The 24,444-nt window shown below is 52.1% G+C and carries 24 protein-coding genes; 16 read left to right on the top strand and 8 right to left on the bottom strand.

Annotated features, from left to right (window positions below):
• The first annotated feature begins 27 nt into the window (after nt 1–27).
• The 4 genes from ACYVHX_RS23315 (at nt 28) to ACYVHX_RS23300 (ending at nt 4,276) form a co-directional block, all read left to right on the top strand.
• A complete protein-coding gene (locus ACYVHX_RS23315; RefSeq protein WP_460674107.1) occupies nt 28–1,161 on the top strand; it encodes a mechanosensitive ion channel family protein in 1,134 nt (377 codons plus the stop codon).
• A gap of 406 nt (nt 1,162–1,567) precedes the next feature.
• Nucleotides 1,568–3,601: a transcription termination factor Rho gene (gene rho, locus ACYVHX_RS23310; protein ID WP_460674106.1), complete on the top strand. Its 2,034-nt coding sequence runs from the start codon at nt 1,568–1,570 to the stop codon at nt 3,599–3,601.
• Between the two features lie 203 nt (nt 3,602–3,804).
• Nucleotides 3,805–3,972, top strand: coding sequence for a hypothetical protein (locus tag ACYVHX_RS23305; protein ID WP_460674105.1), 168 nt, complete (start codon nt 3,805–3,807; stop codon nt 3,970–3,972).
• 61 nt (nt 3,973–4,033) lie between these two features.
• Nucleotides 4,034–4,276 (top strand): hypothetical protein, encoded by a 243-nt coding sequence (locus ACYVHX_RS23300; RefSeq protein WP_460674104.1) that lies wholly within the window; start codon nt 4,034–4,036, stop codon nt 4,274–4,276.
• A gap of 107 nt (nt 4,277–4,383) precedes the next feature.
• Here the strand turns inward: ACYVHX_RS23300 and htpG are convergent, their stop codons facing one another.
• Complete coding sequence (gene htpG, locus ACYVHX_RS23295) at nt 4,384–6,213, bottom strand: molecular chaperone HtpG (RefSeq protein WP_460674103.1); 1,830 nt, start codon at nt 6,211–6,213, stop codon at nt 4,384–4,386.
• Nucleotides 6,214–6,496: 283 nt separating this feature from the next.
• On the opposite strand from htpG, the gene ACYVHX_RS23290 reads away from it, so the two are divergent.
• A complete protein-coding gene (locus tag ACYVHX_RS23290) occupies nt 6,497–6,805 on the top strand; it encodes a rhodanese-like domain-containing protein (protein WP_460674102.1) in 309 nt (102 codons plus the stop codon).
• A 10-nt stretch (nt 6,806–6,815) separates the two neighbouring features.
• Here ACYVHX_RS23290 and dapF read toward each other — a convergent pair whose 3' ends face one another.
• Both dapF and rplS read right to left on the bottom strand, forming a co-directional pair.
• The gene (gene dapF / locus ACYVHX_RS23285) at nt 6,816–7,589 is read right to left on the bottom strand and encodes a diaminopimelate epimerase (protein WP_460674101.1); all 774 of its coding nucleotides are present in this window, start codon (nt 7,587–7,589) and stop codon (nt 6,816–6,818) included.
• Between the two features lie 137 nt (nt 7,590–7,726).
• A complete protein-coding gene (gene rplS, locus ACYVHX_RS23280; RefSeq protein WP_460674100.1) occupies nt 7,727–8,104 on the bottom strand; it encodes a 50S ribosomal protein L19 in 378 nt (125 codons plus the stop codon).
• A 198-nt stretch (nt 8,105–8,302) separates the two neighbouring features.
• Here rplS and ACYVHX_RS23275 point away from each other — a divergent pair, with 198 nt between their 5' ends.
• Nucleotides 8,303–9,802, top strand: a complete 1,500-nt coding sequence (locus ACYVHX_RS23275; RefSeq protein ID WP_460674099.1) for an NAD(P)H-hydrate dehydratase — start codon at nt 8,303–8,305, stop codon at nt 9,800–9,802.
• A 496-nt stretch (nt 9,803–10,298) separates the two neighbouring features.
• A complete protein-coding gene (locus tag ACYVHX_RS23270; RefSeq protein WP_460674098.1) occupies nt 10,299–10,463 on the top strand; it encodes a hypothetical protein in 165 nt (54 codons plus the stop codon).
• An 85-nt stretch (nt 10,464–10,548) separates the two neighbouring features.
• Here the strand turns inward: ACYVHX_RS23270 and feoB are convergent, their stop codons facing one another.
• Together feoB and ACYVHX_RS23260 are read right to left on the bottom strand one after the other, a co-directional pair.
• Nucleotides 10,549–12,687 (bottom strand): ferrous iron transport protein B, encoded by a 2,139-nt coding sequence (gene feoB, locus ACYVHX_RS23265; RefSeq protein ID WP_460674097.1) that lies wholly within the window; start codon nt 12,685–12,687, stop codon nt 10,549–10,551.
• Nucleotides 12,688–12,733: 46 nt separating this feature from the next.
• Nucleotides 12,734–12,979: a FeoA family protein gene (locus ACYVHX_RS23260; protein ID WP_460674096.1), complete on the bottom strand. Its 246-nt coding sequence runs from the start codon at nt 12,977–12,979 to the stop codon at nt 12,734–12,736.
• A 299-nt stretch (nt 12,980–13,278) separates the two neighbouring features.
• On the opposite strand from ACYVHX_RS23260, the gene ACYVHX_RS23255 reads away from it, so the two are divergent.
• The 8 genes from ACYVHX_RS23255 (at nt 13,279) to ACYVHX_RS23220 (ending at nt 20,547) form a co-directional block, all read left to right on the top strand.
• Nucleotides 13,279–13,947 carry a heme exporter protein CcmB gene (locus ACYVHX_RS23255; RefSeq protein WP_460674095.1) on the top strand — a complete coding sequence of 223 codons (669 nt, stop codon included), beginning with the start codon at nt 13,279–13,281 and terminating at the stop codon, nt 13,945–13,947.
• A gap of 7 nt (nt 13,948–13,954) precedes the next feature.
• Nucleotides 13,955–14,653 carry a cytochrome c biogenesis protein CcsA gene (gene ccsA, locus ACYVHX_RS23250; RefSeq protein WP_460674094.1) on the top strand — a complete coding sequence of 233 codons (699 nt, stop codon included), beginning with the start codon at nt 13,955–13,957 and terminating at the stop codon, nt 14,651–14,653.
• Nucleotides 14,654–14,695: 42 nt separating this feature from the next.
• Complete coding sequence (locus tag ACYVHX_RS23245; RefSeq protein ID WP_460674093.1) at nt 14,696–14,902, top strand: CcmD family protein; 207 nt, start codon at nt 14,696–14,698, stop codon at nt 14,900–14,902.
• A gap of 108 nt (nt 14,903–15,010) precedes the next feature.
• Complete coding sequence (locus ACYVHX_RS23240) at nt 15,011–15,451, top strand: cytochrome c maturation protein CcmE domain-containing protein (protein ID WP_460674092.1); 441 nt, start codon at nt 15,011–15,013, stop codon at nt 15,449–15,451.
• Between the two features lie 107 nt (nt 15,452–15,558).
• On the top strand, nt 15,559–18,207 hold the full coding sequence (locus tag ACYVHX_RS23235; protein ID WP_460674091.1) for a heme lyase CcmF/NrfE family subunit: 2,649 nt from the start codon (nt 15,559–15,561) through the stop codon (nt 18,205–18,207).
• Entirely contained in the window at nt 18,204–18,428 is a 225-nt protein-coding gene (locus ACYVHX_RS23230; RefSeq protein WP_460674090.1) for a hypothetical protein, read from the top strand. Before ACYVHX_RS23235 ends, ACYVHX_RS23230 begins: the two co-directional genes overlap by 4 nt.
• Nucleotides 18,429–18,466: 38 nt before the next feature.
• Nucleotides 18,467–19,762, top strand: a complete 1,296-nt coding sequence (locus ACYVHX_RS23225; protein WP_460674089.1) for a hemolysin family protein — start codon at nt 18,467–18,469, stop codon at nt 19,760–19,762.
• 332 nt (nt 19,763–20,094) lie between these two features.
• A complete protein-coding gene (locus tag ACYVHX_RS23220) occupies nt 20,095–20,547 on the top strand; it encodes a ferritin-like domain-containing protein (RefSeq protein WP_460674088.1) in 453 nt (150 codons plus the stop codon).
• A gap of 78 nt (nt 20,548–20,625) precedes the next feature.
• On the opposite strand, the gene ACYVHX_RS23215 is transcribed toward ACYVHX_RS23220, so the two are convergent.
• Nucleotides 20,626–20,970: a hypothetical protein gene (locus ACYVHX_RS23215; protein ID WP_460674087.1), complete on the bottom strand. Its 345-nt coding sequence runs from the start codon at nt 20,968–20,970 to the stop codon at nt 20,626–20,628.
• Between the two features lie 406 nt (nt 20,971–21,376).
• Nucleotides 21,377–22,117: a hypothetical protein gene (locus tag ACYVHX_RS23210; protein ID WP_460674086.1), complete on the bottom strand. Its 741-nt coding sequence runs from the start codon at nt 22,115–22,117 to the stop codon at nt 21,377–21,379.
• 210 nt (nt 22,118–22,327) lie between these two features.
• On the opposite strand from ACYVHX_RS23210, the gene ACYVHX_RS23205 reads away from it, so the two are divergent.
• Nucleotides 22,328–23,578, top strand: a complete 1,251-nt coding sequence (locus tag ACYVHX_RS23205; protein WP_460674085.1) for a GTPase family protein — start codon at nt 22,328–22,330, stop codon at nt 23,576–23,578.
• A 2-nt stretch (nt 23,579–23,580) separates the two neighbouring features.
• Here the strand turns inward: ACYVHX_RS23205 and ACYVHX_RS23200 are convergent, their stop codons facing one another.
• Nucleotides 23,581–24,438 carry a prephenate dehydrogenase gene (locus tag ACYVHX_RS23200; RefSeq protein WP_460674084.1) on the bottom strand — a complete coding sequence of 286 codons (858 nt, stop codon included), beginning with the start codon at nt 24,436–24,438 and terminating at the stop codon, nt 23,581–23,583.
• Between the last annotated feature and the right edge of the window lie 6 nt (nt 24,439–24,444).

Genomic DNA, 24,444 nt, shown 5'->3' with positions numbered 1-24,444 from the left:
TGCTTAAAATGCGGCATGGAATCAGTAATGAGGTGGTTTGAACAGCGGTTAATGGGCAACTCCGTCGGTAACCTGATTGGGTTTATCCTCATTATTCTGCTGGGATTATGGTTAAAACGGGTCTTGTCGATGCTCCTGAGCCGGTTTTTCTACCGGCTCGTCAAACCCGATTCCGGATCGGTGACCATCGGCGATTTCATTCGTCTGCTCCGTAAACCCATTGAGTTCTTCATCCTGCTGATCATGCTTTTTCTAGCTTTCGACCGACTGGCGATTCCCGAACAGTGGGGCCTGGTTGCGCGCACGGAATTTGGGTATCGGCTGATCATCATTCGGTTGTATCAGACGGCAATCATCATTGCGCTGACCTGGATCGCCATCCGGTTTGTCAAATTCGTGGGTTTGATTTTTCAGAAGCGGGCCGAACTGACCGAGACCAAACTCGACGATCAACTGGTGCCGTTTGTCCGGGATCTGATGATTATGGGGGTATCGACCGTGGCGTTCTTTGCCACGCTCAGCATTGTTTTTGATGTCAACGTCATTGCTCTGGTGACCAGCCTGGGAATCGGCGGTCTGGCCATTGCCCTGGCCGCCCGCGAAACCCTCGAAAATTTATTTGCGTCTTTCGCCATTCTGCTCGATCGGCCGTTCATTACCGGCGACACCGTAACGGCCGGAACCGGACCCAATCAGGTGACGGGCACCGTTGAAAAGATCGGTTTTCGCAGCACCCGGCTTCGCACCGACGATGGCAGCCAGATTGCCGTTCCAAACCGGCTCATGATTTCCCAATCGCTCGACAACCTGACCCAGCGCAGCCAGCGACGCGCCAAATTTTTTCTTCGGCTGGCCTTCGACACCTCCCCCGAAACCATCCGTGCGATCATCAGCGACATTCGCCAGTATCTTGATAGTCAGACCGAAACAAACCAGAATCCGGCTCTGATTCAGTTTGACACCTTCGGCGAAAGCTCGCTGGACATCCTGATTCAATTCTACGTTGCCACCGGCGACTGGCGGGAATTTAACAAGGTTAAAGAGGAAGTGAACTATCAGTTGCTGGCCATTGTTAAACAATACAACGGGCAGTTTGCTTTTCCATCAAGAATGTTATATCTTCGGACGCAGACCGAATCTCCGCTCGAAAAACAGCCATAAATTTTGGCTCTATTTTTGATTCAAACAAAACATTTACCGGTTTTACACGTTCTTGTTGACAAAGCGGGATTAATCTCTTAACATTGCGATCACATGTTGCTGACGCGCAAATTAGTGGTATCTGCTTTTATCCGTGTAATCTGAGGCTGCAAGCCAAATCCACCTGAACAAACTGTCCCTCGTTACAACCGCATTGCGCCTTCGCGTAATCAGGTGTACATACCGAAACAGTGGCTGCAAGTGCGTAGGTCAAGCAAATATCTGACTTGTAAATTATCGTAAAATTTTAAGCACTCTTTTCCTCTTTTGGATTCATCATCCGCAGTTCGCCGGCACAACGGTTCAACGCAGCGACAATTATCTCAAATTCATCAAGTAAAGCCCTCTTTGCTTACTCTGGCTTTTTATGTACAATAAGGAAGAACTCGATCAGAAACTCGTGTCTGAATTGAAAGCAATTGCTGAATCTTTCAGTATTCGCGACATTAACAAATTCAACAAAAAGGAACTGGTTTACAGAATATTAGATCAGCAATCCCTACAACCTGAACCCATTCCGACCGCTTCAGAAAACGGCTCTACAGCCCCCGAAATAGCCGCTCCGGCCGTTGCAACGGAAGCGCCACGGCGTGCTGCCCGTCGCCCGCGCCCGGAAACGCCCGCCCTTGAATCGGTACCGACGGTTGAAGAAGCTCCGGCTCCGGAACCCACTCAACCCGAAATTCAGCCCCCCGCATCCGTCGAGTCGACCGATGAAAACCGGGCCAATACGTTTCGCCCAAACCGGGAAAAAGGAACTCAGAATGGCCGTGGCTCTGAAAGCCAGGCGGTTCGTCCTCAAAACCGGCGTACTCCCGACCAAAATGGCTCCGCCCGCCCGGCCCGAAACGAACAAAGCGATCCGAACGATCCGCGTCGGGTCCGCCAGCGGATTCGGAAAGACGGTGATGGCAAAAACGAAGACCTGCCGGCGGTAGCGCCCGCTAACCAACCCAACGATCGGAAACCAGGTCCGGATCGCGGGCCGCGCAATGATCAGTTCCGCAATCAGAAGCTGGAAGTCGATCAGCCGGCGCTGGATCTGTCGATCGAACCCGATACGGACGATTTTTATACCGCACCCGCTGAAACGGAAGCAGCTCCGGTTGACGTGGCCGCTCCGGCAACACCGGAGGCTCCCGCACCATCCGAGCAAGCTGCTCAACCCGAGGTGGCAGCCAGTCAGGCACCGGCCCAGCCCGAACGCCAGCAGCGCGATGTCGTTCGTCAGGACGAATACACCAACCGCATTCGCCGGCAGTATAATCAGCACGTTCGGGAATTTGATGGGATCATCGAAAACGAAGGCGTCCTGGAAATTATGTCCGATGGCGGCTACGGTTTTTTGCGGTCGGCAGATTATAACTACCTGGCCAGCCCCGACGACATATATGTATCACCGTCACAAATCAAGCTCTTTGGTTTGAAAACTGGTGACACCGTGCGCGGTCAGATCCGCCCGCCCAAAGAAGGCGAGAAATACTTTGCCCTCCTGCGCGTTTCGTCGGTCAACGGTAAAACAACGGAGGAAATCCGCGACCGCATTCCGTTTGAATACCTAACTCCGCTTTTCCCGGAAGAAAAGTTGAACCTGAGCTACCGGGCCGACCAGTATTCAACCCGGATTGTAGACATGTTCACGCCCATTGGCAAAGGCCAGCGGGGTATGATCGTTGCCCAGCCGAAAACCGGTAAAACCGTCTTATTGAAAGATATCGCCAATGCCATCACGAAAAATCACCCGGAAGTTTACCTGATCATTCTGCTGATCGATGAACGTCCGGAAGAAGTAACCGATATGGCCCGCAGCGTCAACGCCGAAGTGATTTCGTCAACGTTTGATGAGCAGGCCGAACGGCACGTCAAAGTTTCGTCGATGGTGCTGGAAAAAGCCAAACGGATGGTCGAATGCGGTCACGACGTCGTGATTCTGCTCGACTCGATTACGCGTCTGGCCCGTGCCTACAACACGGTAGTTCCGTCGTCGGGCAAGATTCTGTCGGGCGGGGTTGATGCCAATGCACTGCACAAACCGAAGCGGTTTTTCGGAGCAGCTCGGAATGTTGAAAATGGCGGTTCGCTGACCATTATCGCAACGGCGCTGATCGACACAGGCTCCAAAATGGACGAAGTAATTTTCGAAGAATTCAAGGGTACCGGTAACATGGAACTCCAGCTGGATCGGAAACTATCGAACAAACGGGTTTACCCAGCCGTCGATGTACTGGCTTCCGGTACGCGCCGGGAAGACCTGCTACTCGACAAAGAAACGTTGCAGCGCACCTGGATTCTCCGCAAACACATGGCCGACATGAACGCAATGGAGTCGATGGACTTCCTGCTCGACCGTATGCGTGGCACCCGCAATAATGAAGAATTCCTCGTTTCGATGAACCGTTAAAAACCGCCCAGTCGATATATTATAAGGTACTAAAAACCGTATTTGAGTCAATCAGAACTCAAATACGGTTTTTCTTTTTAGCTGATAGCGAAGGTGTTACAAAAAACAATCTGGGTACGAATGACTTTCATCCCCGGTTTGAGTCTAAATTCAAATAGTTATACTCAACCTGGTATTGATTAGTTAAAATGAACCCTCACCAATTGTCTGACGCAGTTTTGCAACACTGGATTATCCTGCTGGCTTCCGGCGCACTGGGTTTCGTTATCGGTTACATCGCGCGCTACGCAACGATTCGCCACCTCGAAAATCAGATCAACACCACCGAAAAACAAGTCGAAGCCTGCCAGAAAGCCAGCCATACGCAGTAGGCAGCTCCGGTTCTAGCCGGTTTTTACCTAAGCTAACGTTGGATTAAACAGTCCCAATCCCATGGTTACCTCCGATCCTTTCAGCCCGCATGTTGCCTTGTTTGAACTACTGCTCCTGATTGCCTTTGCGGCTCTGGCGGGTTACGCATTGGCCCGATTCACCACCAGTAGTCGTATTAATGCGCTGCGGGACACGCTCGCTGATCAGGAAGCCGCCCTGGATGAATGCCAGCGGAAGCGCAGAAAGCGGGCTTTAATCTGTATTCCGGCCAGGTCGGTTCTAAAACCGGTTGAAAAGCAATAACCGACGAAGCTACCCGTCCCGTACAATTGAGTTGAACACATCCAACCAAAAGAAAAGGCTGACGCTTTTCAATGCGTCAGCCTCTAGCCCTAAAAACCGTATTTTCCTTATAACGTTTCAACCGTCCGGCGAATGAACGCGGTCAGGTCCGCGCCGGAAAGCATGCCCTGTGCCAGTTTCGCCAGATCCAGGCTTTGTTTGATCAACACTTTCTGTTCGTCGGCATCACCCAGTTTCAAAATGCGATCAGCCAGCGGGTGGTTGGCGTTGACGGCAACGTTGTAACTGTCCGGCATCGGGCCAAACATATTCCGTTCTCCACTCAGGGCCGACATATCTTTCATCCGGCGGAAAAATTCCGGCAACGTAATCATAACCGGTAGCTCGTCGGTCGGCATGGCTTCGACCGTAACGGCTGCGGTTTTGTTTTCCAGGACTTCTTCAAACAAGGTTTTCAGCTTCGTCGAATCATCTTCGGACAAAACGCTTTCGTTGCTCAGGCCCTTGTCGATCAATTTATCAAACGTATCCGAATCAACCCGTTTCAGGCTGGTTTTTTCGAGTTTGTATTCGAGCGTATTGATAAAATGGCTGTCGATCACGGTATCGAACAGCAGCACTTCGTAGCCCCGTTTCCGCGCCGACCCGATAAAACCGTCCTGTTTCTGGCGATCGCTGGTGTACAGCCAGACCGTCGTACCGTTTTTATCCGTCTGATTGTCTTTAACTGCCGCCGTAAATTCGTCAAACGTAAAATACTTTCCTTCCACGTTTTTCACCAGACAGAAATCCTTAGCTTTTTCGTAGAATTTCTCATCGCTGATGATGCCGTATTTGACAAATAGGCCAATGTCGTCGAATTTCTGCTCAAAACCGCTGCGGTCGTTCCGGAAGAGTTCCGCTAATTTATCGGCGACCTTACGGGTAATGTACCCGTTGATTTTCTTCACGTTGCTGTCGGCCTGCAGGAAGCTCCGTGACACGTTCAGCGGAATATCCGGCGAGTCGATTACGCCGTGCAGCATCATCAGAAAATCCGGCACAATGTCCTTAACCTCGTCGGTAATGAACACCTGGCGGCTGTAGAGCTGAATTTTTTCGCGCCGGATCTGGAAATCGTTTTTCACCCGCGGGAAGTAAAGCACCCCCGTCAGGTTGAACGGATAGTCGACATTGAGGTGAATCCAGAACAAAGGCTCTTCCGACATCGGGTAGAGCTCTTTGTAGAAATTCTGATAGTCTTCGTCCGTCAATTCCGAAGGAGATTTCGTCCAGATTGGCGTGGTATTGTTGATGGTTTCGCCATCAAATTCGATGGGAACCGGCAAAAACCGGCCGTATTTTTCCAGAATGGAGCGAAGGCGGGTTTTATCCAGAAATTCCTCCGAATCGGCTGCAATGTGCAGAATCACGTCCGTTCCGTGGTCGGCGCGGTCGGCTTCCGTAATTTCAAACTCCGTAGAGCCGTCGCAGATCCAGCGGGCGGCTTCCGAGCCTTCCCGGTATGATTTCGTAATAATTTCAACCTGATCAGCCACCATGAACGCCGAATAGAAGCCTAAGCCAAAATGACCGATGATGGCTCCCTTCTCGTCCAGTTTATCCTTGTATTTTTCCAGAAATTCGGACGCGCCCGAGAATGCGATCTGGTTAATGTACTTCTTGATTTCCTCCGCCGTCATCCCGATTCCCCGGTCGCTGACGGTGATGGTTTTGGCTACTTCGTCAAGCGTAACGGTTACTTTCTGTTCGCCCAGTTCACCGTTAAATTCGCCAAATCCGGCCAGCTTTTTCAATTTCTGCGAGGCATCGACGGCATTGGACACCAGTTCACGCAGAAAAATCTCGTGGTCAGAATAAAGAAACTTTTTAATGATCGGAAAGATGTTTTCCGTGTGAATCGAAATTTGACCTTTTTCCTGAATGGTCGAGCTCATAATAATACTATGGTTAGCGTATGATGGACACAATAAACCGATGCCCACCCGGTACCAACAACTGTTCCAGAGCCGGCGGGTCTGACAACTTGTCAGCCCTTTCGCCCCTTGCCGGTAGAACAACGGGGCGGCAGGCACACGCGAAAACCGGGTTGGCGGTTTGTGAACGATGCGCCAACCCTTGAAATGAACATTTTTAGGCCGGCGAAAAACACGGCCCGGGTTTTTGGTGTTTCGTATGCAGTAAAGCCGGATAACACCACCCGTCTATGACCATCCACCCGTGAATACGAAAACCTATACCGACATTACAACGGAAGAAATGGAGTCACTGGTGATGGAACCGGAAACCGTCATCGTCGACGTACGCGACGAATGGGAATTTGAAGAATTTAACATTGGTGGGCTGAACATCCCACTGGCCGAAATTCGCAACAAACGCCATTACCTGGCCCCGTACGACAGCATCATTGTCGTCTGTACCAATGGCGTCCGGAGTCGGGTGGCCGCCAAAGATCTTTGCCGCCAGCCCGAAATGCTGGAGAAGCGCCTGTATCACCTCCACGGTGGAATTCTGGGGGCCGAAGATTAACCGGATCTTCCTAAACCGCCACCGAGCCCCGGTACACGCGCACGGCAGGACCGGTCAGGTAGATCTGCCGAAAACCGCCTTCCTCCTGATTCTGGAAAGAAACCCGTAAATCTCCTCCCACTGTTTTGATGGCAACCGGACTCTGCATCCCCAGTTGCTGGTGGGCAACCAGCGCGGCAGCCGTCACTCCCGTACCGCAGGAATAGGTTTCGTCCTCAACGCCCCGCTCATACGTCCTGACGTACAGAGCATTTTCGGCGATTGATTGTATAAAATTGGCATTTGTGCCCCCGGGGGCAAACGTCCCGCTGTAGCGAACCCGACGACCTTCGGCCACCACGTCCATCGACTCCACATCCTCCACGAGTTTGACATAGTGCGGAGAACCGGTATTCAGAAAGGCGTACTCCGCTTGCTGATCGACCGCGGTTACATCACTCATTTTCAGCGAAACGTTACCCCCATCGACCACGGCCAGGTGTTCGCCATCAATCGCTAAAAACCGGGTTTCTTTTTCAAACAACCCCAGGTCATGCGCAAATCGCACGATGCACCGCCCGCCGTTGCCACACATGCTGCCTTCGGCCCCGTCGGCATTGAAATAAACCATCTGAAAATCGTATTCCGGATGATTGCGGAGCAGAATCAGCCCGTCGGCCCCAATGCCAAACCGCCGGTGACACAAGCCGGCAATGCGCTCCTGCGAAACCGGGAAGGTCTCGGCGCGGTCGTCGATCAGGATAAAATCGTTGCCCGTTCCCTGGTATTTGAAAAAGTCAAGCATGTTTTGCGGGATGAATCATGAGTGAGGAGTTAGAAATGAAGCATTCAGCACCTCAGCCAACTCGTCACGCATACTTTTTAATTCAACAAAAAAAGCCGTCTTTGCAGACAGCTTCCTTCCTGATAAGAGGAACAATGTTACGCTTGTGGCTGTCTGACTTTGGTTTTCCGCTCCTTAATACGAGCAGCTTTACCCTGACGACCCCGCAGGTAGAACAGGCGGGCGCGACGTACCTTACCCAAACGAACCAGTTCTACTTTATCGATGTTTGGCGACAGAATCGGGAAAATCCGTTCTACACCCACACCGTTTGAAATTTTGCGTACCGTAAACGTCTCGCCGTTGGTGTTCGGATTCCGGCGCTGAATCACCGTACCCGTGTAAACCTGGATCCGTTCCTTGTTTCCTTCGCGGATTTTAACGTGTACATTGACTGTGTCGCCTGCCTGGAAGTCGGGGAAACCCGTCCGGCGACTTGCATTTTCAGATTCGACCAGTTTAATTAATTCACTCATGACCGTAGATATCTTCGGGGGTATGAAATTCTTATTAAGCCGCAAATGTAGCCATTATTTTCCGTTTTATAAATAGTTAGACTGAAATAAATTGATTGACCGTTGAACCATTGGAAGGTTAAGCGGTTTTTAGCTATTTCGTCTTTGGAGCGTCTAACGCCCGCCATTCCATCCACTGACCAACTGCCGTTAAATCTGATGAAGATTCTCAACGTTGAACAACACCGCGCCCTCGATCAGTACACCATTGAACACGAACCCATCGCTCCCCTTAATCTCATGGAGCGGGCCGCCCAGGCCTTTACCGACTGGTATGTGGCCCGTTTTGACAAAAACCGCCCCGTACGGGTTTTCTGCGGGTTGGGCAACAACGGGGGCGACGGGCTGGCGATTGCGCGGCTGTTGACGCAACTGGACTATTCGGTGCAGACGTACGTGGTCCGCTATGCGCCCCGCGAATCCGAGGACTTTATGCATAACCACCGGCGCCTGAAGCTCATCAGTCCCATCAATTACATTGAAAATGAGCGGGATATACCGGTAATCCGGCCCAAAGAAGTGGTGATCGACGCCATTCTGGGTTCCGGTTTGTCCCGAACCACCGAGGGCATTGTTCAGTCGGTAATTGATGCCATCAACCATAGCCCGGCCACGGTGGTGGCCGTTGACATTGCCAGCGGTTTGTTTACCGACTCCCCAAACGGTCCGAATGCCACAATTGTCCAGCCCGATTTTACTGTTAGCTTTCAGTTGCCCAAACTGGCTTTCCTGTTGCCGACGCTGAGTTTGTACGTGGGCGAATGGCACTGGGTGGATATTGGCCTGAGCCGGGCTTTTATCGAACGAACCCCCACGACGTATTTCTATACCACTGAAAAAGAAGTCCGGCATTTGCTCCGCACCCGCAACCGGTTTTCGCACAAAGGCTCGTTTGGGCACGCCCTGCTGCTGGTGGGCAGTTACGGCAAAATTGGGGCGGGGGTGCTGGCTTCCAAGGCCTGCCTGCGGTCGGGAGTGGGTTTGCTGTCGGTTCAGACTCCGCGCTGCGGTTACGAAATTCTGCAAACTACCGTACCCGAAGCAATGTGTCAGCCGGACGGCCACCTGCACATTCTGACGGGACAAAGCGATCTGGCGGATTCGGAGCTGGATACCTATTCGGCGGTGGGAGTCGGGCCGGGAATCGGCACGGCTCCGGAAACGCTGGAAATGTTCCGAAAACTGCTTGCCGGTGTTAAAAAACCGATGGTGATCGACGCGGACGCCATTAACCTGCTTGCCAAAAACCGGGATCTGATCGATCAGATTCCGAAAAACAGCATTCTGACCCCGCACCCGAAAGAGTTTGAGCGCCTGACCCGGCGCTGGACCAGCGATTACGACAAACTGGGCATCCTGCGCGATTTTGCGCAGCGCAACCGCTTCGTGGTGGTGTTGAAAGGCGCCAATACGGCCATTGCCACGCCCGACGGAACCACGCATTTTAATTCAACCGGTAATCCGGGCATGAGCACCGGCGGAACCGGTGATGTACTGACCGGTATCCTGACGGCGTTGCTGGCGCAGGGCTACGATCCAGTGGAAGCGGCCGTACTCGGCGTTTTTGAACACGGCCGGGCGGGCGACCGCGTGGCCGAACAACGCGGTCCAATCGGCCTGATCGCATCCGACGTGATCGAAGCGCTGCGTTGGGATTAAAACAAAGAACGAGAACGGGAAGCGGGGATGAAGGACGAAGGAATCATTCTCCTTTTGTCCATTCATCCCCGCTTCCCGTTTGGCTTTGAAATTTATTTTCTATCAAAAAGTCTATATCCCCTGCAACCATCGTAGATATACTCGGGTCCTATCTGTGTAAAAGTTTCACAGTGGTTGGGGAAAATAATCCCCACTTCCTGGATTTTAATCCGGTTGTGGCGAAACGAAAATCGCCTTTTCGCAATTTATCAGGACGAAACGGACTGTTTTTCAACTATTTAAAAGGAAAAGAGAAGAGGAAAACCGGAATCGAACGTTACTGGAATAAAATTTGAAAATAAGCTGAGTAATTAAGGCTGGTGCGGAACCGGAAACTACTTGTTTTTAAAATCACGTAGTTGTACGCATCGCAAAACCAGCCGGATTCCTGAATTTTGCAACTATATCCAATACACCACAATAAATACGTACACCACACCATAATTTGAAAGTTACCATGAGAAATGTTGTTCAGAAAGAATGGAGAGTAAATCGCCCGAGCCGCCGGTTCCGTTTTGAAATCGATCAGATTTCGTTACTTGGCGTGCTGACGGTCATGATTTTTGCCTACATCCTTTTTCACTTCATCTATCCGATCATCTCGAAAGGATTGCTCTGGTAATTCATACGATCGTTTTAAAATACTAAGCAGATTTCATATAAGACACAGTGATTTCGATCCTGTTTCTTCTATGAAATCTGTTTTTTTATTTCATGAGCTGATAGACCAGAAACGCGGACACGTAGGCTAGCACGCTCATATACGCCAGCTGAATCATTGGCCATTTCCAGCCCTTTGTTTCCCGGTAGACCGTCGCAATGGTGCTCATGCACATCATGGCGAAAACGTAAAAAACCAGCAGGGAAAAAGCCACCGCCGGGGTATACATCGGCCCGCCCGTATCCGGATTCCTTTCAGCCGCGAGCCGCTGACGAATGGTGGTGTCATTTTCCGGGTCGGCACTTCCGATGCTGTAGATTGTAGCAATCGTGCCCACAAAAACCTCCCGGGCCGCAAAGGAACTGATGAGCGCAATACCGATTTTCCAGTCGTACCCCAGCGGTTTGATGGCCGGTTCGAGCATTTTACCAAACCGCCCGGCATACGACGCTTCCAGTTTCTCGGAGGCCACCCGGTTTTCCAGTTCTTCCGCCGGAAGACGGGCCGATTCGCTCCGGACCCGGTTTTCGGCCTGCTCCATCGTGTCGCCAGGACCGTAAGAAGCCAGCACCCAGAGCACGATTGAAATGGCCAGAATGACCCGACCCGCCTGCCACACAAACGACTTCACGCTGTCCCAGACCGTAATGCCGACGTGATTCCAGCGCGGCCATTTGTAGGTCGGCAGCTCCATCACAAACAGGCTGCGTTCCCGCGCGCGGACAATCAATTTGAACACATAAGCCGCCAGCAGTGCCGCCACCAGACCGAGCAGGTACAGGCCCATCATCACCAGCCCCTGCAGGTTCAGAAAACCCAGGACGGTTTTTTCCGGCACCACCAGTGCAATCAGAATGGTATAGATTGGCAAGCGGGCCGAGCAACTCATCAGCGGTGTTACCAGAATGGTGATCAAACGTTCGCGCCAGGACCCGATGCTGCGGGTTGCCATCAGGGCCGGAACCGCGCAGGCCACGCCCGAAATCAGCGGCACCACGCTCCGGCCGTTCAGGCCGAACTGCCGCATGATGCGATCCATGAGCACCATCACGCGCGACATATAACCGGATTCTTCGAGGATGGAAACCAGCAAAAACAGAAAAGCAATCTGCGGAATAAAAACCAGAATACCGCCCACCCCGGCAATGATTCCGTCGGTCAGCAGATCGGTCAGCGGCCCCCCGGGCAGGCTTTCGTGCAGCGTACCGTTCAGCCAGGCGATGCCCTCATCAATCCAGTCGACAAAGGGTTGTGCCCAGGCAAAAATGGCCTGAAAAATCAGCAGCAGGATGGTGGCGAAAATGGCGTATCCCCAGATTGGATGCAGCAAAAACCGGTCGATGCGCTGGCTCCAGGTCGACTGGTCGAGCGGTCGCCGGTTGACCACCACCTCTTTCACCACGGCGCCGATGCGCTGATACCGACCGATGGTTTCGCTGGTCTGAAAATCCAGTTCGTTGAAGCGGTGCTTCTCGATCAGGCGGTCCAGTCCAACCCGCTGCGGTTCACCCAAAAACGAAAAACCGTCGTGCTGGATGACGTATTGCAGGGCGAGGTAATTATTCGTCAGGTTGTATTGCTGCCGAACATCCGAAATCAGTCCTTTTACATCGGCGTTGATGGCCGTCGAAAGGTGTTCAGGATCAAAAAAAAGCTTTTCCGCAACCACCGGCTGGGCGATTTGCTGTTCAACGGCTTTTTTCAGCAAATCGAGCCCCTCGCCCACCCTTGCGTTGATTTTTACCACCGGAACGCCCAACTGCATCGACAGCCGAACGGCGTTCACTTCCAGTTGCTGCTGCTGCGCAATATCCAGCATATTCAGGGCCAGGATGACCGGCACGCCCAAATCCTGAATCTGGCTGAAAAGTAGCAGGTTCCGGTTCAGGTTAGACGCATCGATTACCACAATCGCCACGTCCGGGTAATCGGGATGGTCGGGATTGGCCAGAATATCCGTTACAATTTGTTCGTCGGCCGATTTGGGGTAAATGCTGTATACCCCCGGCAGATCGACCACTACCACTTCGGTATTGGCATCCAGAAAAGCCGTTCCCGACTTTTTATCAACCGTGACGCCGGGAAAATTTCCTACTTTCTGCCGAAGCCCGGTCAATTCGTTGAACAAGGACGATTTCCCGGAATTCGGATTACCAACAAGGGCTATGACTGGTTTTGATTTCAATGATTCAGTAGCGTAAAACAGCCGGTTTTCAAAAACCGACTAACCATTAATGGGAATCGATCAGGATGGTAGCGGCTTCGGATTTCCGCATCGACAGGCAGTAACCCGATACGTTCAGGCAGATCGGGTCGCCCAGCGGAGCCTTGCAATGCAGCGAAACTTCGGTCCCGGGCAGGCACCCCATCTCAAGCAGTTTGAGCGACATCCACGGGTCTGTAAACGACTGGATCACGGCCTTCTCACCGGTTTTTAAATCGGCCACGCTGCGTCTGCCTTCCCTTCGAGTAACCATATACCAATTATTTAGAATAATTACAAATTAACCGCGAAATACCGGTTTTTACAAGGTTGGTAGTAAAAATTAGCGGTTCCGCACGCAATTACGCGAACGGCAAAAGTAGTTAGAATTGACGAATTCCCATGATCCCGTCCATTTACCGCCCGACGCAACCGGCAATCCGAAAAAACCGGATTTTTAGCAAGCGGAACTGGGGTTTGTGTTGTAATTTTGCAAAAATCTGAGTTAGATAGTTAGAACTGACTATCCGGCTTTTAGAAAAAGTACGGGTTCAATCCCACGACTATAGCGCGATGCACCAAATCAGTGTCCTAATCGGCAAGGAGTTCCGGCTGGAATGGCGGCAACGGTACGCCCTGAACGGCATGCTGTTGTACATCGTCAGTACGGTTTTTGTCTGTTACCTGAGCTTTAGTCTGCGCCGGAATCAACTGACCCCGATGGTTTGGAATGCGCTCTTTTGGATCATTCTGCTTTTCACCGCCTTCAATGCCATTGCCAAAAGCTTTGTTCAGGAACGTTCCGGGCGGCTTTTGTATTACTACACCCTGATCAGTCCGCAGAAAATCATCCTGGCGAAGATTGCCTACAACACGATGCTGATGTTGGTGCTGGCCGGTTTGGGCTTTGGCATTTATACGCTGGTAATGGGCGTTCCGGGGCAGGATATGGATTTTCCGCTGTTCATCGTTAATCTGTTACTGGGCGCCATCGGTTTTGCCGCTTCGCTGACGCTGGTGGCCGGCATCGCTTCCAAGGCCGAAAACAGCGCGACGCTGATGGCGGTGCTGAGTTTCCCGGTTGTGCTTCCGTTGCTGCTTATGCTGATTCGGGTATCAAAAAACGCACTTGATGGCCTGGATCGTAGCGTAAGTCTGGACGAAATCGGTACTTTACTGGCCATTGATGCCATTGTGCTGGTGCTGTCGGTGATGTTATTTCCCTATTTATGGCGAAGCTAAAAAGACTATGAAAAAACATTGGTGGAAAGCGTTGGCCGTTGTGATCATGACGTACGTGATCTGGGTCGGTTTGTTGGGAACCGTGCCGCGTCAGCCCATTCTGAACGAAAGCATCCGGAACGTTTATTTTCACGTCCCGCTCTGGTTTTCGATGGTTATTCTGATGCTCACCTCGATGGTTTACGCCGTCCGGTATCTGCGAAAAGGGCGGCTGGACGACGATCATGTTTCCGTTGAATTTGCCAATGCCGCCATTTTATACGGTATTCTGGGCTGTGCGACGGGTTCGCTCTGGGCGAGCGTGACCTGGGGAGATCCCTGGCCGAACGACCCCAAGCTGAACAGCGTGGCCGTCGGCATGCTCATGTATTTTGCCTACCTGATTCTCCGGAATTCGTTCGACGATGAACTGCGCCGGGCGCGGGTTTCGGCGATTTACAACATCTTTGCCTTTGCGGTTTTTGTCCCGCTTATTTTTGTGTTACCCCGCCTGACCGACTCCCTACATCCGGGCAACGGCGGCAACCCGGCTTTCGGGCAATATGACATGGACAACGGCATGCGGCTGGTGCTGTATCCGGCGGTGATCGGGATGACGCTGCTGGGCGTCTGGATGACGCAACTGCGCGTGCGGCTGCGTCGATTGCGCGACCGCCTGGATAATGTCAACGATATCCAGCCCAAAGCCCATTCCACGGCGGAATGATTACGCATTAAAACGTGTTATCACTTTACATTACTTCCTATTATGGTACATAGATTCCTTGTCCTTTTCTTTTTGTTGTTGCTGTCGTTCAGCAGCCAGGCTCAGGAAATTGAGATGGCTGACCGGCTTCGGGCCGATGGTAAAATCTGGGTCGTCGTGGCGGTTTTTCTGGTCACCTTCGCGGGCGTCATTCTGTACCTCATTCGCTTGGAGACCAAAATCACCAAGCTGGAAAAGGAGATTAACTAAACCCTGGCGAACGAAAAAGAAGCAAAAGTGGCCGGATAGCTCACGATCGTCAGGGTCTCCTGCGCCTTTTCTTCCCATCTTTCCCATCCAATTTCATTCCCTATACCAATGAAAAAAACCCATATTCTAGGCATTATTGTGATTGCGCTGGCGATCGGGATCATTATCTCGACTGCCGGGGATGCCAGCTCTTACGTTACCTTTACGCAGGCTGCCGAAATGGCGCAAAGTGGTGAAAACGACGGCGTTCACGTTGTCGGAAAATTATCCAAAGACGCTCAGGGTCAGATCATTAATATGACGTATCAACCCCAGATTGATCCGAATCACTTTGAATTTACGTTGGTCGATGCCGAAAACCGCACGCAGAAAGTCATTTATAATGCCCCCAAACCGCAGGACTTCGACCGTTCGGAACAGGTGGTGGTGATTGGCAGCATGGACGGCGACCATTTCCGCGCCGATAAAATTCTACTGAAGTGCCCGTCGAAATACCAGGAAAACAAACTGGAGACGAAAGAATACGAAGCGAAAAAAGCAACGATATAACACCAATGGCCAGGCGGTTTTATGGTTAAGAATGGTTGGGCGATAGTGCGCATACAGCCATCAACTTACCATTCAACCAGCAACTAACCATTCCGAGCACCTCAAGCATGATTCATACAACGCCCGGTGAGATTGGTCACCTTTTTGTCATCCTTTCTTTTGTAACGGCTCTGGTAGCCACGTTTTCGTACCTGCGGATTGCGCTGGCGGGCAACGAACTGCTGCAGAATCATCGGGAGATAACCCAGTGGCGCTGGCTGGCGCGGGGGGCTTTTTACGTCCACGGCGTAGCGATTTTCGGTATTGTTGCCTGCCTGTTTTACATCATTTCCAACCATTATTACGAATACCATTACGCCTGGAATTACTCTTCGCGGGCGCTGCCGACGGAATACATTATATCCAGTTTCTGGCACGGGCAGGAAGGCAGTTTTCTGCTCTGGCTGTTCTGGAATGTAATTTTGGGGGTCATTTTGATTTACACCAACCGCGACGACCGCGCCAAAAGCACCAGTTCGCGGCAGTGGGAAGCCCCCATGATGACGGTTTTTGCGCTGGTTCAGGCGTTTCTGGCGTCCATGATTCTGGGCGTCGTGTTTGGCGGTACGTTTAAAATTGGGAGTTCGCCCTTTCTGCTGCTGCGGGAAGCGATTCCGGATACGCCGATCTTTTTGACCAACCCCAACTATATTCCGGAAGATGGCAAGGGCATGAATCCGCTGCTGCAAAACTACTGGATGGTCATTCACCCGCCGACCCTGTTTCTGGGCTACGCAACCACCCTGATTCCGTTTGCTTTCTGCATTGCCGGTTTATGGAAAAACGAAACCAGGGAATGGATGCGCCCCGCCCTGCCCTGGGCGTTGTTCTCGGCGATGGTGCTCGGCGTTGGGATTCTGATGGGCGGTTACTGGGCTTATGAAACCTTGAATTTTGGCGGTTACTGGAACTGGGACCCGGTTGAAAACTCGGTGCTGGTGCCTTGGCTGGTGCTGATTGCCTCCATCCACGCCATGCTGATTGCGAAAAAAAGTTCGACGGGTTTAAAAACCGCGATCATCTTGTCGGTCGCTACGTTTCTGCTCATTCTCTACTCCACCTTCCTGACCCGTAGCGGTATTCTGGGCAATGCGTCGGTTCACTCGTTTACGGATTTGGGACTATCGGGCCAGTTGCTGATTTACATGCTGGTTTTCGTGGTGCTGGCCGTTGCGCTGATTGCCGTGAAATGGAAATTAATTGAGAAAGACGAAGAAGAAAGTTCGGTCTATTCCCGCGAATTCTGGCTGTTCATTGGCGCCATTGTGCTCTGTCTGGCCGGTTTTCAGGTCTTGAATACCACCTCGTTCCCGGTTTACAACAAAATTGGGGAAGCGTTCGGGTTTAGTCCCAACATTGCCATGCCCGCCGATCAGGTGGCGCATTACAACAAATTCCAGGTCTGGTTTTTTGCGCTCATTGCCGGCCTGACGGGAATTGGTCAGTACGTTTGGTGGCGCAAAACCGGCAAGAATAACCTCAACGCCCTGATTACGCCCGCGGTCATTTCACTGTTCATCAGCGGTGGTCTGATTGCACTCGGCAACATCACCAAACCGGCGTTCATGGTGCTGCTTACCACCTCGGTTTTTGCCATTGTGGCCAACGTCAGCATTTTGTGGGGCGTTGCCCGGGGCAACTACCGGATGTCGGGCGGGGCAGTGGCGCACATTGGGGCCGCCCTGATGCTGATTGGGGTGCTGTTTTCCTCGGGGTATTCTAAAATCGTGTCGCTCAACAGCACCGGTTTGCTGATCTCGAAAAGTGAGGATTTTACGAAGAACGACAATAAAGAAAACAAAGAAAACGTCATCCTGTGGCTCAACCAGCCGCAGAAAATGAGCGGTTATCTGCTAACCTACCGGGGCCAGCGCATCGAGATTCGCGACGTACCGGAGTACGTACCCCGCGACTGGGTTGAACCCCTGATGGGCGCGAGTCCGGAGTTTAGTTTCCACGGAATTGCGATGCGGGATATTGAGCAAAAAGGCAAGCTGTACCACAAAAAAGGCGATACGGTAGCGCTTCACCCGGAGAACACCTATTACGAAGTGGAATACCGCGAACCGGGCGGAAAAATCTTTACCTTGTTCCCGCGCGGACAGATCAACGAACAAATGGGCGCAGGCGGTTTTCTGCCTTCCCCTGACATCCGGCGGATGCCCGGAAAAGATCTGTACACCTACGTGGCCACGGTGCCCGATCCGAGCAGTGAGGGAACCTGGAGCCCCACCGAAACCTACCGGATTGCACCCAGAGACACGTTTTTCGTGAATGATTACGTTGCGGTTTTTGATAACATCGAACAAACCCGCGAGGTGGAAGGCACCCCACTGGGGCCCAATGACGCAGCCGTAAAGGCCGTTGTCCGGATCCTGGATAAAGAACGGGAGTACGTCCTGAAACCGGCGTTCATCATCAAAGACCGCATGGTGGGTCGGCAGGCCGAAACCAACCAGGAGTTAGGTTTGCGGCTGCAACTAAACGAAATTGATCCGCGTACCGGTTTGTTCACCTTCACGGCCAACACGACCCAGCGCGATTATATTGTCATGAAAGCCAAGGAGATGCCGCTCATCAACCTGCTTTGGATCGGTACGTTTGTGCTGGTGATCGGTTTCTCACTGGCGGCCATTCGGCGCTACCGGGAGTTCACGCAAATGCGGGACAAAAAGAAACCGGTTGCGGTCAGGCCCACTCCCGTCAGCCGTTTATGAAAATTTCAGAAACCGTGCTGGGCGCGCTTTCGCTGGGTTGCCTGATTCTTTGGGTCCTGGAGTTTCGGCGAACCGGCACGTTTGGCGAACATTACTGGCTCCTGATGCTGTGTCTGGCGTTTTTACTCGCTTTTCTGTATGTTCGTGGTGTGCACCTGAACCGACCTGAACAAAAACCGCCGGTTCCGGTTAAGCCAAACAAACGGAAAAAGAAGTCTTGAACTCGGATTAATCCGTGTAATCCGAGTTCAGAAATATTATGGAATCATACAGCATTCTGATCGGAGCGTTGATTGCCCTGGTACTGGCCGGTTTTTTCTCGGCGGTCGAAATGGCGTATCAGTCGGTCAATCGGCTCTACTTCGAACTGCACAGTAAACAGGGTCCGCTGGGTGAAAAACTGGTTTCGGCGTTTCTGAAACAGCCTATTTTATTTGTGGGTACGACCCTGACCGGCAATACGCTTTTTCTGGTGCTGTACGGCGTGTTGGGCGTTACGGTTTTGAATCCTCTGCTGGCGGCTTACCTGCCCGACCTGTTTACCCACCCGGTTACGCTTATTGTCATCGAAACGTTTATTCTGACGTTTCTCTTCATGCCGTTTGCGGATTACGTGCCCAAAAGCCTGGCGCTGATTCACCCCGATGCCTTCATGGAACGGCTGGCAATTCCAATCTGGATCATTTACAAGGCGATTGCGCCCATTGTCCGGCTAATGGTCTGGCTCACTAAAGGCATCGTCAAGATTATTCCGGGCAGCAAGTACTCTGAAATCCGGCCGGTTTTCGGCTTGATCGACCTGAACCATTACCTCCAGCAATTCAACCAGCAGAAGCAGGCCGATACCGCCGACAAGGAAGAAATCGATATTGATACCGAGATTCTGAATAACGCCATCGATTTCCGCAATGTGTCCGTACGCGACTGTATGATTCCGCGCACGGAAATCACGGCGGTGAATGTTGAAGACAGCATTGATGAGCTGAAGCAGTGTTTTCAGGAAAGCGGCCACTCCAAAATTGTTGTGTACCGCGATAACCTCGACGATGTAATCGGCTACTGCCACGCGCTGTCGTTGTTTCAAAAACCGCAAACCATCGAAAGCATCCTGACGCCCATTCGGGTGGTGCCCGACAGCATGCCCGCCCGTTTGCTGCTCGAAAAGTTTCTGGCCGAACGCAAGAGCCTGGCTCTGGTGGTTGATGAGTTTGGCGGCACGTCGGGCCTGGTCAGTGTCGAGGATCTGGTTGAACAGATTTTTGGCGAAATCCAGGATGAATACGACACCAACGAAGATTGGGACGAACGCCAGCTGGACGAAACCACCTGGCTGCTGAGCGCCCGGCACGAAATTGAAGCCCTGAATGAAAAGTACGGCTGGACGATTCCAGAAGGAGATTACGACACCCTGGGCGGACTGATTCTGGCGGTTAACGGCGAGATTCCGGCGGTTAACGACGTGATCGAAATGCCCCCTTTCACCTTTACCATTCTGTCGATGAACGAAGCCCGGATTGATCTGGTGCGCGTTCAGAAAATCCAGAAAGAAGAATAAAAAGCGAAGGAGGAGCGGACGAAGGGAGGAAAGGACGAGGGGATATCATCCCGTAAACCGATGTTTATATTTCCGGTTGGGAGCCGTTAGATGCTCCAGCAGATCCTGCAACTAGGCTTCGAAGTCGGCGGTTTTTCCGCCCTGCTGCCAGCGGTGGTAGTTCTCAAATGTGGTTTTTGATTCCTCAGATTTTTGGCCACCAGCGGCTCATCCTCGATCACTAAAATGGGCCTGCTGTTCATACACTCGAAATCGTTTCTGATAACATTTTTTTAATAAACATTCCCTCCATGACGCAGTTAGAAGAGTAATCACTAATTCATAACCTGATCATGACAAACGACGAAATTGTTGAATCACTCAACGACCTGGTCAAAATTAACAACGACCGCATCAATGGATTTGAAAAAGCGGCCGAAGATATTGAGGACGCTGAACTGGCTTCGCTGTTCAAAAACCTGACTTCACAAAGCCGGAAATTCCGGAGCGAACTGGCCGATAACATTGTCCGCATCGGTGGTGAGGTTCCGGGCGTCGAAGAAACCAGCACCGGCAGCAAAATTCACCGCGCCTGGATTGACATCAAATCGGCTTTTACGGGCAAAGACCGCCATACGGTTCTGGAATCCTGTGTTTTTGGCGAAAATGCCGCCGTCGAAGAATACGAAGAAGTACTGGAAGATGAGCAAATTCCGTCGCACATCCGCCAGACGCTCAGCACCCAGCTTGACGAACTCCGCCAGACCCGCGATCAAATCGCTACCCTGCGGGATGTAACTGAATAACGAATAGTGAACCATTAACAATGAATAATGACTGGCCACCCGGTTTCAATATTTATTGTTAATGGTTCATTGGTAGTATTACTTTCCTTTTCTTCCTAATCCAGTCGAAACCGCATCCAGCGTCGTCGCCAGTTCCTGCAATTTAGCCTTTGCCTCCTCATCGGCATTCTCCACACTTTTACGGGTCAGTTTGGCCAGCGAATGCAGCGACTCGGCAATTTGCAGGCTTTTACCCGCTGCCAGGGCCGCTTTTAGCTGTTCGAGCTCATCCGTAATGTCGTCCAGCACCCGGTGTCCGGAGCCCAGCGCGCGAACCCATTGGTCAATAAAGCTGTTCGCCATAGGCTGAAAATGAGCCGGATCAGTGGTCAACTCCCGAAGCGTAATGTTCAGAAGCTGATCGGCATTGTGTGCGTGCGTCATGTCTTTTCTAGGAATGGTGAATCGGCACAAGATACAAGGTTTGGCCGTTCTGTTTCACTTTACAAGGGCTAAATTTCATTAAACCAAGGGCACGCTCACCCCTACCCGCCCATTCACCTCTGAAGTTTCCACATCGCGTTCGCGTAGAAAGCCTCCTGAACCATCCGAATGACCAACTGCGCCCCTGCTTCAGCACGGATAAGCAAGGCAATGAAAATGATTGATTTCTCATACACGAACCGAAATCCTTCCACAAGGCCATAAACTCGCTGGCTGTCAGCCTTATTTACCTGCGCCAGTCAGAAGAATCACTTCCCAAACCGGAGAATTTGCCCGGCGAGTCCCGGAAAAAAAGAAGGCAATCCGATTTGGATTGCCTTTTCCAGCGCTCAATAAACCGTCGAGTCTAATAGTCGTACCGCACCATTCCGGGCACCATGACGCACAGCAGGGGATTGTTTACTTTGGTTTCTTCGGTCAACAACCGCCCTTTCTTGTCGTAAGTTTTCTCAACCAGCGCGATCAACTCATCGTGATTGGGCATGCGTTCGCTGATCTGCCGACGGCTCCCGGCGAAGGAATGCGTGAGATACCGCATCACTTTATCGTCATTTGAATACCAGGTTTCGCGCGTCAACACCTCATTTTTGTACTCATACGCAACGCGATAGCTTAAATGATGATTGGCGTCAAACCACTGCTGGCCTCTTTTCAGGCCGTCTTTGAAATCATATTCAACCGAACCGGTCAATACGCGCTGGTCCGGATTCCGTTGGTTGTAGTAGTTCCGTTCAACTTTCAAGAATCCATTTTCGTACGCATACTCCGACTCTTCCTGGGCTACCCAATCCGAGCTGGTTCCGTATTTACCGTACCGGATTTTCCCGACCCGATTGCCGTGTTTGTTGTAAATCTGCTCGACATACGAAAACGTCTCCAGCTTCCCGCTCGACGTTCGGTACTGATAATCAATCCGCGTTAGTTTTCCGTCCTTGTTGTACTGGTAGTGTTCCACCGAATTCGGATCCAGGCAGTTGGCCGTACCGCAAAGTAATTTCCGAACCGGCGAAGCTTCATCGTTGTAGGTGTTTCCGCCCGGTTCAATGCCAAATTCGGACGCTTCATTTTGGCAAGCGAGCCAGAGCATGGCAGAAAGTAATAGGAGTAGTCGGTTTTTCATAAAGCAGGGGTTTAGTCGCCAGAAAACTGGACCCGGTTTGGGCCGAAACCGTTGGAAGCGTATTCTGGTCACCCAAAAATAAGGCACATCAGACCTACGATTTAACCGATGCTGTAGATTTCGAAAACATTTTGGTCGTTATTTCCCTATACTTGACAACACATTTTTTCGATCAGGATGAGTCAACCCCTGCAATCCCAGCTCAGCGAAGTGCTTCAGAAACTGGAGTCTCTGCTGGAACGCGTACCGGAAAAGGTCTCGAAAGAAGTCCGCCAGCAAATTCAGGAATTCCGCCAGCTACTAGTCGATACCCGCGCGCCCCGCTTTGCGCTGGTTGGCCGGCGGGGCAGCGGCAAATCCTCGCTCATCAATGCCATTTTTGGGCAGAAAGTTGCCGAGGTGGGTCACGAAAAAGCCCAAACCGGCGCAGCCACCTGGTGGCCGTATTCGGGCGAACTGGGTTCCATCGACATTCTGGACACGCGCGGTTTGCAGGAAGGTTCGCGCCCCGACGAAGCCGACCGGGCAGCCTCGCCCATTGAATCGATTCTGACGGCTCTGAACGAAAAAGCGCCGGATATGATCCTGTTTCTGATCAAGGCTACCGAAGCCGATGCCGGAATTGACCACGACCTGGATGCGCTGAAAATCATCAGCCAAACCGTTGAAAAAGTTCATACTTACCGGCCACCGGTGCTGGTGGTGGCCACGCATTGCGACACGCTGGAACCCAAAAATGTTCGCTTGCACCAACCCAACGACGAAGACCCGGAAGATTTGCAGGAAAAGCGGGATCGCGTGGCCGTCATCGAAAACCTGCTGAAAGCCAAGTTCGAAGCCGATCTGTATCTGAAAGAGTCGTTGATTACGGTTTTGGGCGTTTCCTCGTATCAGTCCTGGAAAAACGACGTGCTCCGCTCCGACGAACGCTGGCGCATCGATACCCTGCTGGATTTTATTTTTAACGAATTACCGAAAGAAGGGAAACTGGCGTTTGCCCGGCTCAGCCAGATTCAGACCTTGCAGGAATCGATTGCCAACCGCCTGACGCAGATCGTTGCGGCCATTTGTGGCGGAATAGCCGCCGTTCCGATTCCATTTGGCGATATTGTACCGATTACGGCCCTGCAAATTGCCCTGATCAGCGCCATCGCCTACGTAGCCGGACGGCAGTTGAGCCCGGAAACCGCCAAAGAATTTCTGACGGCCATCGGTGCCACCATTAGCGCCGGGCTGGTGTTGCGGGAGGTTGCCCGGGCTTCCATCAAATTTCTGTTTCCGGGCGGGGGCAGCGTGATTTCGGCCGGCATTGCCACTTCGGCGACGCTCGGAATCGGTAAAGCGGCCATTGCGTACTTTATTCAGAACGCCAATATTGAGCAGGCAAGGCAGATTTTCAAAAATGTACGCGAAACGTCAAAAGCCTGATCTTACTTCCGGTCAATGCCCTCCAGGACCCGGCGGATCTGGTTAGCACGCGCCATGAATTCCGATGAATCTTTCAGGTTCTGCTCATCAATCAGGACTTTAAACCGCTGTAAAAATTCGATGTAATCGGCCAAGGCCTGCGAGACGTTTGTGCGGTTCTGGTCGAAAATCGGCGCCCACATCTGCGGGGAGCTTTTCGCCAGCCGAACCGTGGAACTAAAACCGGTGCTGGCCATATCGAAGATCGCTTGCTCGTCTTTTTCCTTTTCCAACACGGTGAGTCCCAGCGCAAACGAGCTGATGTGGCTCAGGTGCGATACGTAGGCCAGGTGCAGATCGTGCTCCTGCGGGTTCATGTAAAACAGCTTCATGCCGATGTCGCTGAACAGCGCTTCCACCAGTTTCAGGCTGTCGAACTGGCTTTTCTCCCGGTCGCAGATGATCAGGTTCTTGCCGGGCAGCAAGTCCCGGAAAGCCGCCCCCGGCCCCGAATTTTCGGTTCCCGCCATCGGGTGGACGGCCACAAACTGCGCCCGTTTCGGATGGCGGTCGGCCAGTTGGCAAATCTGTTCTTTCGTTGAGCCCAGATCCGTTACCGTGGCCGTTTCCGGCAACTGGTCGAGCACCTGCGGCAGCAGGTCCAGAATGGTGTTGACCGGTGTGGCCAGCACCACCAGCGTGCTGATTGCCACCGCTTCGTCCAGTGTTTTAACTTCATCGACAATGCCTTTGGCAAGGGCCAGTTGCCCGTGCACCGGCGACGCATCAACGCCCACAAACTTCGCTTTCGGGTATTTCTCCCGAACCGCCAGGGCAAATGATCCGCCCAATAAACCAACCCCTACAATTGTAATCGTCATATCTTT

The organism is Larkinella ripae (assembly GCF_054780775.1).
This window is presented reverse-complemented; position numbering and strand designations above follow the sequence as displayed.

Bases quoted from the DNA above. Each gene is read 5' to 3' on its own strand.
- ACYVHX_RS23315 (WP_460674107.1), top strand. From the start codon at position 28: ATGAGGTGGTTTGAACAGCGGTTAATGGGCAACTCCGTCGGTAACCTG.
- rho (WP_460674106.1), top strand. From the start codon at position 1,568: ATGTACAATAAGGAAGAACTCGATCAGAAACTCGTGTCTGAATTGAAA.
- ACYVHX_RS23300 (WP_460674104.1), top strand. From the start codon at position 4,034: ATGGTTACCTCCGATCCTTTCAGCCCGCATGTTGCCTTGTTTGAACTA.
- htpG (WP_460674103.1), bottom strand. From the start codon at position 6,213: ATGAGCTCGACCATTCAGGAAAAAGGTCAAATTTCGATTCACACGGAA.
- dapF (WP_460674101.1), bottom strand. From the start codon at position 7,589: ATGCTTGACTTTTTCAAATACCAGGGAACGGGCAACGATTTTATCCTG.
- rplS (WP_460674100.1), bottom strand. From the start codon at position 8,104: ATGAGTGAATTAATTAAACTGGTCGAATCTGAAAATGCAAGTCGCCGG.
- ACYVHX_RS23275 (WP_460674099.1), top strand. From the start codon at position 8,303: ATGAAGATTCTCAACGTTGAACAACACCGCGCCCTCGATCAGTACACC.
- ACYVHX_RS23270 (WP_460674098.1), top strand. From the start codon at position 10,299: ATGAGAAATGTTGTTCAGAAAGAATGGAGAGTAAATCGCCCGAGCCGC.
- ACYVHX_RS23260 (WP_460674096.1), bottom strand. From the start codon at position 12,979: ATGGTTACTCGAAGGGAAGGCAGACGCAGCGTGGCCGATTTAAAAACC.
- ACYVHX_RS23255 (WP_460674095.1), top strand. From the start codon at position 13,279: ATGCACCAAATCAGTGTCCTAATCGGCAAGGAGTTCCGGCTGGAATGG.
- ccsA (WP_460674094.1), top strand. From the start codon at position 13,955: ATGAAAAAACATTGGTGGAAAGCGTTGGCCGTTGTGATCATGACGTAC.
- ACYVHX_RS23245 (WP_460674093.1), top strand. From the start codon at position 14,696: ATGGTACATAGATTCCTTGTCCTTTTCTTTTTGTTGTTGCTGTCGTTC.
- ACYVHX_RS23240 (WP_460674092.1), top strand. From the start codon at position 15,011: ATGAAAAAAACCCATATTCTAGGCATTATTGTGATTGCGCTGGCGATC.
- ACYVHX_RS23235 (WP_460674091.1), top strand. From the start codon at position 15,559: ATGATTCATACAACGCCCGGTGAGATTGGTCACCTTTTTGTCATCCTT.
- ACYVHX_RS23230 (WP_460674090.1), top strand. From the start codon at position 18,204: ATGAAAATTTCAGAAACCGTGCTGGGCGCGCTTTCGCTGGGTTGCCTG.
- ACYVHX_RS23225 (WP_460674089.1), top strand. From the start codon at position 18,467: ATGGAATCATACAGCATTCTGATCGGAGCGTTGATTGCCCTGGTACTG.
- ACYVHX_RS23220 (WP_460674088.1), top strand. From the start codon at position 20,095: ATGACAAACGACGAAATTGTTGAATCACTCAACGACCTGGTCAAAATT.
- ACYVHX_RS23215 (WP_460674087.1), bottom strand. From the start codon at position 20,970: ATGACGCACGCACACAATGCCGATCAGCTTCTGAACATTACGCTTCGG.
- ACYVHX_RS23210 (WP_460674086.1), bottom strand. From the start codon at position 22,117: ATGCTCTGGCTCGCTTGCCAAAATGAAGCGTCCGAATTTGGCATTGAA.
- ACYVHX_RS23205 (WP_460674085.1), top strand. From the start codon at position 22,328: ATGAGTCAACCCCTGCAATCCCAGCTCAGCGAAGTGCTTCAGAAACTG.
- ACYVHX_RS23200 (WP_460674084.1), bottom strand. From the start codon at position 24,438: ATGACGATTACAATTGTAGGGGTTGGTTTATTGGGCGGATCATTTGCC.